Genomic DNA, 8,899 nt, shown 5'->3' with positions numbered 1-8,899 from the left:
TTGTCCGGCGATCAGATCGAGGTGACGGCGGACCGCGGCGGGCGTCAGCCCCAGGCGCGAGGCGAGGGCAGCAGCGATCAGCGGGCCACCCTCGGCGACCGTCTGCCGGACCCGGTCCCGGGTACGGGCCTCAAGACCGTGCGGTCCGGGTTTGAGCCCGACCGCACCGCCGGATAGGCGGTGATCAGCTAATAACACAACATAAGTGTGACCTAATTCGGACCGGGTATCTATTCAGGGTCGCCTTACTCTTATCTCCCACGGACATGACACTGGTCATACAGCGCGAAGGCCTGGTTTTTTATCAGGTGGGGCCAGTTGTCGGCAAACGGTGGTGAGCCGCCCGGCCGTGTCGTAAACGCGGGTGACAGTCTGTCCGTTGGGGCAGGCCAGTGTGGTGGGGGCCCATGAAGTCGTAGGTGCTTGTGGTGGTTCCTGTTCCGTCGCCCCCACGTTTTCAACGCCCAGAATGCCCGACCAGGAGCCGGTTGGAAATGCCGGCGGCATCCTGCAGATGGTGGTACGAAAGAGTCCTGGGCTCCTTGCGGGAGGCGGCACGGTGCGTGCCGCTCCTCGACGAGTTCATGCCTGCGGGGAAGGTATCCGTGACTGGGAATGGCGGCATCCGCCATCATTTTCCCGCCGGGCATGCTTACACTGGGTCTGAGACATACCGACACGCAAGGAGTGGTTATGACTGACTCGGCACTGATTGACACCGCCTCTGATATCACAGTGGCGCCGGCTCACGGTATTGGCCTGAGCGAGAAGGCCGCGGCGAAAATCCGCAGCCTGTGCGAGCAGGAGGCTCGGGAGGACCTGCGCCTGCGTGTCGCCGTGCAGCCTGGCGGATGCTCCGGCCTCTCATACCAACTCTATTTCGATGAACGGCTCCTCGACGGAGACGCAACGGTTGACTTCGGCGGTGTTGAGGTGGTAGTCGATAAAATGAGTGTTCCCTACCTGGATGGCACCACAATCGACTTCGAAGACACCATCCAGAAGCAGGGTTTCACAATCGATAACCCGAATGCCGGCGGAAGCTGCGCCTGCGGAGACTCGTTCCACTAGAACCGGTCATTAAGGACGGGCGGACCATCCACCCCGGCGAGGGTCTGCCCGTCCTTCTTGGTGAGTGCGGGATCATTGACGGCAACGCCATGGTGGATGTCAACGCCAGCATCGGTAATGCCCGGATGTTCTCGTAGCTAGTGTTTGGTGTGCCCGAACAGTGGGCCATCCCACGGATTCGCAGCAGACCCCCACCGCTTCGATGAGTCAGAGCTCCTGCGGATAATCGTCCGGCACGGTCAGTACCTGCTCGACACTCACCCCGTCCACACACCCTGGGCAAGGATGGGGGCGAAGCCTCGTGTGCTGGGTGGGGTGCTTGCCTGGATGCCGTCGCATCGAGGTACGTCGCATCGAGGTACACGACGTTGTCATCGTCCACCTCGACGAAGATGAACACGGCGGCCTGGCATTCCTCTACCCGCTCGAACAGGTCCGGGTGGTTCTCATAGTGCTCGGGCAACTCCGGCAGTTCGTTGGAGAACCCGAGCAGGAACAGTGAGGCGATCACGCTATTCGAGCGCGAGGAACTCGTCCTTGATCCGGGCGGGGGCTTCTGGAGGGGGCTGGCGGTCACGGCGTGTTTGTTATTTCCCGCCCGAACGCCGGGAAACACCCCTGAGCTCGAAGTTGGGGTGGCCGTTCTCAAGATAGTGGCCTAGGTTGGTGGTTACTGCGGAACTCTTCGCCGGATGGCCGCGGTTCGAGACTTTCCCGGCGGCATTCGAGCAAGGAGGCTCACCGTGGCATATAACGTCGCTCAGAAGCTCATCGCCTCTCACCTGCTAAGCGGGGTGATGACACCGGGGACCGAAATCGGCTTGCGCATCGATCAGACCCTCACACAGGATGCAACAGGAACTCTCGTCATGCTTGAGTTGGAGGCGCTGGGACTTGATCGTGCGCGCACGGAAGTGTCCGTTCAGTACGTCGACCATAACCTGTTGCAAACCGACAGCAAGAACGCGGAGGACCACGACTTCCTCCGCTCAGCGTGTCAACGGTTCGGCCTGTGGTTCTCGAAGGCCGGAAACGGGGTTTCGCACCCGACGCATATGCAGCGGTTCGGTATCCCGGGCAAGACGATGGTCGGCTCGGACAGCCACACCCCGGCTGCGGGCTCCCTCGGGATGCTGGCCATCGGCGTTGGGGGTATCGAGGTGGCTCTCGCGATCGCCGGCGAACCGCTGTACATCAGGATGCCTGAGATCTGGGGGGTGCGGCTCACCGGCCAGTTGCCGCCGTGGACGAGCGCTAAGGATGTCGTTCTCGAGATGCTGCGCCGTCACGGCGTCAAGGGCGGCATCAATCGGATCGTTGAGTACTATGGACCGGGCCTTTCGACCCTCACCGCGATGGACCGGCATGTGATCGCCAATATGGGCGCCGAATTGGGGGCGACGACCACGGTATTCCCGGCGGACGAACAGGTGCGCGCGTTCCTGCGCTCAGAGCAGCGTGAGGGCGACTTCACCGAACTGCTCGCTGATCCGGATGCCGGATACGACGTGGCCGAGGAGATTGACCTTTCCACCATCGTGCCGCTCATCGCGCTGCCCAGTTCGCCGGGCAACGTCGTGCCGGTGCGGGAGGTCGCCGGCCGACCCGTTGAGCAGGTCGTGATCGGGTCATCCGCGAATCCCGGGCTGCGCGACTTCGCGATCGTCGCCGCAATAGTGAAGGGACGCCAGTCACACCCGGGCGTGTCCTTCGACGTCAACCCGAGCTCCCGACAGATTCTGCAGGATCTGACCAAAATGGGTGCCACCTTGGATTTGATCAGCGCCGGTGCACGGCTGCACCAGTCCGGCTGCATGGGCTGCATCGGCATGGGCCAGGCCCCGGCGAACGGGCGCAACAGCCTGCGCACGATGCCGCGCAACTTTCCAGGCCGCTCAGGAACCAAGGAGGACTCGGTCTACCTGTGCTCGCCGGAGACGGCGGCGGCGGCGGTGCTCACCGGGACGATCACCGACCCGCGGGACCTGGAAAAGCTGTTCGATCTGGAGTATCCCACACCCCAGCTGCCTGCGATGTCGAGTGTGAACCTGGCCATGCTCGAGGAGCCGTTGCCTCACAAGGAGGCCTCCCAAGTGGCGCTGGTTAAGGGCGAAAACATCTCCTCGTTGCCGGACTTCGAGCCCCTCGCCGATCGTATCGAGGCACCGGTCATCCTGGTCATGGGCGACGATGTTTCGACGGATGAGATTCTGCCGGCCGGCGCGCGGGTTCTGCCCTACCGCAGCAACATCCCGAAGCTTGCCGAATTCACCTTCGACCAGATCGACGAAACCTACCCCGCCCGCGCCGCCGAAACCCGCGACACGTCCGGCCACATTGTGGTCGCCGGCGCCAACTACGGGCAGGGTTCCTCGCGGGAACACGCCGCGATCACCCCGCGCTACCTCGGATTGCGCGCGGTGCTGGCCATCTCATTCGCACGCATCCACTGGCAGAACCTCACAAATTTCGGTGTCCTCGCCATCGGGTTCGCGGATGCCGCCGATCACGACCGTGTCCAGCAGGGCGATGTACTGGTGCTGGCCGGCATCCGCGAAGCCCTCGCCGCCGGAACCGGGATCACCGTGCACAATAAGACCCGCGATGAGGACTATGCAGCGCGACATCGCCTCTCGACACGCCAGGTCGACATGCTCCTCGCCGGTGGCCTCATCCCCTGGCTGCGCGAGCGGAGAGCCGGTGGGACCGGCGATCGGGACTGAGCCGTGCCGTCAAGGTTTTCAAGCCCTCCCGCCCTGCTCGAGCCGCCGTCACGTGAACTGAACTACCCCCGCACCGAGCCCAGCCGCGGCATGCGCGGAACAGTGGCTGAGGCGCCAGCGTCCGGGGATACGATCACTTCCTGCGTGGCCGGCACCTCGAGGCTGCCGGTGCGCACGAGGAGTCCGGCAGTTGAATCGGTGCGCCGTTTGATAACGGCGAGTACCACCGGTCCCAGTTCGTAGTGGAGGGCAACCGAGGTCACCTGGCCAACAGTCTTCTCCCCGAGAACGACTTCGTCCCCGCGCGAGGGCAACACGGCATCCGGACCGTCGAGGTGAAGCATGACGAGTCTGCGCGGCGGATGGCCGAGGTTGTGAACCTTGGCCACCGTCTCCTGGCCGCGGTAGCAGCCCTTGCTGAGGTGCACGGCCGTGCGCAGCCAATCGAGTTCGTGCGGGATCGATTTCTCATCGACCTCGGTGGCGAAGCACGGGCGCCAGGCTGCGATGCGCAGCGCTTCGAGAGCGAGCAGCCCGGCGACGGGAATAGCGGATGCGGCAAGCCCGGCGAGTTCGGTGCGGGGCAGCAGCAGCTCGCTGTAGGTCCAGCTCACCGCCGGATGCCTTTCCGCTGCCGCGTACTGGTGACCACCCTGGGTCACGCTCATCCACGGGTCGCGCCAGGCGAGTGGGACGCCATGAGGGGCAGCTACCGGGAGCGCAGGCTGGCCGAGGGTGCCGACCGTCGCGAATTCGGCGGTTCGATCCGCGAGTTCCACCCGCAACATGAACCGCATGCTGCTGAGCCACGCAAGCAGCCCACCCGCTTCCTCTCGTTCGAGCAGCAGCCACAGTTCGACACCGTCATCGATCAGACGAACCGCATATTTGAGCCGACCGGTCACATCGAGCACCAACGTCTCGCTGGACTCCCCTGGCGCCAGGCCGGCGACACTCTGGCTGGTGAGCGAGTCGATCCAGCTGAGCCGATCGGGGCCGGAAATGGTGAGCACCGACCGGTGGGAGAGGTCGACGATCGCGTTTCCTGCGGCCAGTGCGCGCTGCTCGGAGAGCGGATTGCCGTAGTGGGCGGCCACACCGGCACCGGGCGCATCACCAGCCACCACGCCACCATCGACGGCGCCGGGCCTGGTCAGGAACTCACTCGTCATTGGTCATCTTTCCTGCTCCCATGGTGGCTGAAACATGTGTTCGTTGAACGCCATCCTTCAAATCTGACAGTTCAATCCTACCGTCGAGTGTAAGCGTCTTCAGCTTGTCGAATTCGTCATCAGGCACCTGATAGCACCACTTGACCTGCTCCTCAGTCAGTGAGAGCGAGTCCTTGATAACTTGCCTAAAAATACGCTCACACCCGATACCTAGCCGAGCCTCACCCTTTCATCGGGGATGGCTTTCAAGGGTGTTTTTGAAAGGCAGAAGGCGCCTCTGACCTGCGTAGATAATAGTTACCACACTGCTTTTTCAACGGATCATGGAGAAATGTTCCAAGTGCAAAATTCAGGCTGCGCTGGGTGACCGGTCCGGTGCTCCCGGTCCTGGCGCTGCCCGCCATCGCCCCGGTCCATACTTTTTCGGTGTGGTGGTCATGTTCACCACGTTGCTGGTCCGGTTCTACACAAATCCCATTCCCAGCTGGCATATTTCACCGCTGGCAGGTCAGGCTGCCGGCTGCCCGATCACCTCAAGCTTCACGGGGCTTCCCACTCTTCTGGTCCTCGATGCACTGGTAATGGAGTGGTGAAAGTCCCTCTCCCATAACTGCGGGGATGACTACGACGGCCGGCATAGGAGATAGCGAGGTCAGAAACAACCGATACCTCAAGCTCGCCACCTGCTGCCCGCCATGTAGCTCACGCGGGTTGGAGGCGCTGGTTACTTCGTTGTGAATGGGTCAGCGTCTGTTCCGTCTACGAGGCAGCGCAACGGGAGCCGCGATGCAGGTGCTAGATGCAGGTAATAAAGGTGCTGAATCCGGCAAGCGATGCGGTGTCTTTCGGTCTCAGGCCTGCGTTATGGCCAGACCCCACACTTCGGTCTGACCAATGTCGAATTCTGGAAAATCCCTCCGAGATTCCAGTCATGAGAATGGAAGACGGATCAGCATCGAGGCTCCCGGCAGGTTCTCCCCAGTTGCTAAGCGTCGTCTTCTCTGGCGATCAGGTGGAACTCGAGCTCGCGCATCCGACCTTACGAACTATCTCCGTGGAGTACACCAACAATCCTCTGACGGATACATGGAAACCGCTCGGAACGATCGAAGCCGGCGAAACTGTTGCCTTGTTCTCCGCGAGCGTCCTAGCGGAGAATGCACTGCTCCGCCTCACATGGCGCGACGGTGATTCAACTGACACTACCGGGCCAGCCGTTCCGGCTTCAGTGTTAGAGCGTCTGCGACGTCGCCCAGCGCGCGGCAGGAACGGTGTCTTGCGAGTCCAGTCTCGTGGCGATCTCCTCGGTCAGGACCTGAGCTATCTTGACGCATTCGCTGAGCAGCTTTCACAGATTCAGGAAGACGTCGATAGGCTGAAAAAGGGAGCTAGGAGAGAAGACCCAGATTCTGCAGGTGGCGGCGGAAGCGACAAAACCTCCTACCTAGTAGAAGACACCACGAAACCTTGGCTGTGGGAAATGGAACAGGTCGCAATGACCATCCATGGCCCCGTGATTTCAGGTTTCGCTATTGGTCTCCCGGCACCGGTCACATCAACGGGTTGGGAGAGCTTCGACGGGAGTGACGACGGCGACCTAGACGCCGATTCGGCCGAAGCCATAAGTAACCCCGCGGTAACGATGCTAGATGATAACCCGACGATGGAGGCCCTATCCCATCGCACCGACCCCGAGCGTCTGAAGAAGGTGCGACGTGAACGGATTGCGGCCTACGCTGGAATGGAAGCTCGCTTAAGTGTGGTTTCCTACATGGGTTTGGCCCGACTAACACTGTGCTTTTATTGTGCCGGCAACTGGCAAGAAGATGACCCTGCCGGACGAGGCGCAGCAAACCATCCTTCAAACCTCCCTCTCGGTGAATGTACTCCCCACTGATATCCCCGACGTCACGATCCTTCAAATTTTCCAGCGAATGAATACAACGGGTCTCAGATTGAAGGATCAGGAGGTCCGTAACGGCTCCTATTTTGGAGAGTTCAAGGACGCCTCTTTTGCGCTGGCTTACGAGCAAAACCAACGATGGATCGAGTGGGGCCTGTTCAGCCGACCAGATGTAGCTCAAATGGCTGAGGTCGAGTTCACAAGCGACCTTGTCGGGGCCCTTCTCCGTGGAGTGTCTGGTCGTTCGGCAGCGCAGATCACCGCTCTGTATCGAGACTGGATATGGTGGACAAACGAGCGTCAACTCACTCCTACGCAACTCACCCCAAAGTTCGGCCCGCCAACGAATCCGAAAAGCAGCAAATAGTGCAGCCGGTGTGGACTGGCTCTGATCAAACTCGACCTGAGATCCACCATGAGGAGACAGATGAACGACAGAGATAATACGGAAGTTTGGCGCGCAGTCCGCAGTCTCGCGAAGATTTGGGCACAAACAACGGTCGTGACCACCATGACTGCATCTCTGCCCGACAATGCCAAACCGCACTTGCGTAGAACCGACGCTGCGACCGTTCCCTGGCGACTCCAAGGGATGCGCGCCGGAGCCGCTTCTTTCTTCGTCCGGCCACTCTTTCTCGGAAGCGCCGTCGAGTACATGCGCCGACAGCCGTTCCTCGGTGGACCTGGGCCACACGTCGACGACGGCACCCTCGATGCATGGTTGCAGACTGCGCACGCAGTGGAGAGCGCTCACCGAACCACCGTCGCCTGGCTTCGGTCCCGATTGCCCGGCTACCCCATGCTGCTAGTTCCCCAACTTACCCGGAATACACACCTCACTACGAACTTCTATAGCGGCTCCATTGTGTGGCTCCGCGCTGAGTTTGCGGCCGGTCACCAATTCGACAACGAACCCCGCGACGTGCCCGCAAAGCTCGGGGCAAACGCCCCTCAAATGGCAGCGCTACGTTCCGGTGCATGCGCACTCGCAGACGCATTCAAAGCGACTCCCGAATGGTTCTCATTCGATACCACTTGTCAACAACTCACCTCATCGGACCGCACGGCGCTCCAGGCAGCGAGACGGGGCCTTCGCGAGCGCCTGACAGCAGTAGATAACAGCGCCGCTGACATTTTCCAGCAAGATGCGCTTCGCCGTCAGTACGTAGAAGAAGCCGTCGAAGCTCTCGTTGGACTCCCACATGCCTATTGCAAGGCCTTCGAGGCCGTTAACCGCCTAATTGAACTCGCTGCAGGTGACGTTTTCGGGCAACTCGTGGCTTATGGTGATCCCAAAATCGTGCCTGCAAGCGGTATAGACTTCTCCGAACCGAGCATCGTTAATGTCATTACCGATGATCCGTTCGGATGTCACCCTGGTGATCTCGTTCGCATCGACGATCCGCTAGTCAACGACGCGCTCCGTGTCGAAGGCAGCGTTAGTCAGTTCGATGTTCTCAACCTGAAACCCTCGACGCTAACACTAAGAATTCTCGACGGGACGGCAGTCTGGTTCTCCCAGAACTGACCTCAACGGGTGAGGTCGCATTACATTTCTCAAACCGGACAGAAATCGTCAAACGAGCAGAGCCCGTCGAATGGTCGCCGCGGGAAGAATCGTAAATCGGCGACCGCCGCGGTAGACGACTCCGCCGCAAGAGAGTCCCGGGTCGAGTGATCGGTTGATTGATCACCGTCATGCGGCGGTTGAGCGACGTAACTCAAACTAGCTATCATCGTCCTCCTGGATAGCGGGGGTGAACCCTATTACTAGTCCGAAAATGAGGCGGGTTAGGCGCTTAGGTGGGCATGGTGACGCTTCCGGCCGGTGGCCGGTCACGTGACTGGTTGGGCGGGGTCAGGCGGCTGTTGCCGGGGTGAGGGTGACGTTGTAGCCGAGGGCTTCGAGCTGGCGGATATGGCCGCGCTTCCTGGTGTCCGGATTGGTCCGCCGGGTGTAGTGGTCGGGGCCGAGGTCGTGGAAGCGGGTGTCGGGGTTGGCCAGTAGATGCCAAATGATCACGAGGATG

General features: G+C 61.1%; 7 protein-coding genes. 6 read left to right on the top strand and 1 reads right to left on the bottom strand.

Annotation, left to right across the window (positions count from 1 at the left end; translation table 11 throughout):
* Nucleotides 1-693: 693 nt before the first annotated feature.
* The 3 genes from Y708_RS0118440 to Y708_RS0118430 all read left to right on the top strand — a co-directional run bounded on the left by Y708_RS0118440 (nt 694) and on the right by Y708_RS0118430 (nt 3,794).
* The gene (locus Y708_RS0118440; RefSeq protein ID WP_028281072.1) at nt 694-1,071 is read left to right on the top strand and encodes a HesB/IscA family protein; all 378 of its coding nucleotides are present in this window, start codon (nt 694-696) and stop codon (nt 1,069-1,071) included.
* Nucleotides 1,072-1,390: 319 nt separating this feature from the next.
* Nucleotides 1,391-1,573, top strand: coding sequence for a hypothetical protein (locus tag Y708_RS31585; protein ID WP_028281071.1), 183 nt, complete (start codon nt 1,391-1,393; stop codon nt 1,571-1,573).
* 241 nt (nt 1,574-1,814) lie between these two features.
* Entirely contained in the window at nt 1,815-3,794 is a 1,980-nt protein-coding gene (locus Y708_RS0118430; protein ID WP_028281070.1) for an aconitate hydratase, read from the top strand.
* 62 nt (nt 3,795-3,856) lie between these two features.
* Here Y708_RS0118430 and Y708_RS0118425 read toward each other — a convergent pair whose 3' ends face one another.
* A complete protein-coding gene (locus Y708_RS0118425) occupies nt 3,857-4,966 on the bottom strand; it encodes a CAF17-like 4Fe-4S cluster assembly/insertion protein YgfZ (RefSeq protein ID WP_028281069.1) in 1,110 nt (369 codons plus the stop codon).
* 428 nt (nt 4,967-5,394) lie between these two features.
* On the opposite strand from Y708_RS0118425, the gene Y708_RS29395 reads away from it, so the two are divergent.
* From Y708_RS29395 to Y708_RS0118405, 3 genes are all read left to right on the top strand, one after another.
* Nucleotides 5,395-5,559, top strand: coding sequence for a hypothetical protein (locus Y708_RS29395; RefSeq protein ID WP_216699834.1), 165 nt, complete (start codon nt 5,395-5,397; stop codon nt 5,557-5,559).
* Between the two features lie 1,233 nt (nt 5,560-6,792).
* A complete protein-coding gene (locus Y708_RS0118410; protein WP_028281067.1) occupies nt 6,793-7,236 on the top strand; it encodes a hypothetical protein in 444 nt (147 codons plus the stop codon).
* Between the two features lie 135 nt (nt 7,237-7,371).
* Complete coding sequence (locus tag Y708_RS0118405; RefSeq protein ID WP_216699833.1) at nt 7,372-8,397, top strand: hypothetical protein; 1,026 nt, start codon at nt 7,372-7,374, stop codon at nt 8,395-8,397.
* Nucleotides 8,398-8,899: the final 502 nt, after the last annotated feature.

The sequence above is a fragment of the Arthrobacter sp. H5 genome (assembly GCF_000520595.1).
Lineage (GTDB): Bacteria > Actinomycetota > Actinomycetes > Actinomycetales > Micrococcaceae > Arthrobacter_D.
The sequence above is the reverse complement of the archived record's forward strand: the minus strand, read 5'-3'. Positions and strand labels throughout refer to the sequence as shown.

What these genes read in the sequence shown, in the direction of transcription:
- Y708_RS0118440 (WP_028281072.1), top strand. Translation starts at nt 694, where the DNA reads ATGACTGACTCGGCACTGATTGACACCGCCTCTGATATCACAGTGGCG.
- Y708_RS0118425 (WP_028281069.1), bottom strand. Translation starts at nt 4,966, where the DNA reads ATGACGAGTGAGTTCCTGACCAGGCCCGGCGCCGTCGATGGTGGCGTG.
- Y708_RS0118410 (WP_028281067.1), top strand. Translation starts at nt 6,793, where the DNA reads ATGACCCTGCCGGACGAGGCGCAGCAAACCATCCTTCAAACCTCCCTC.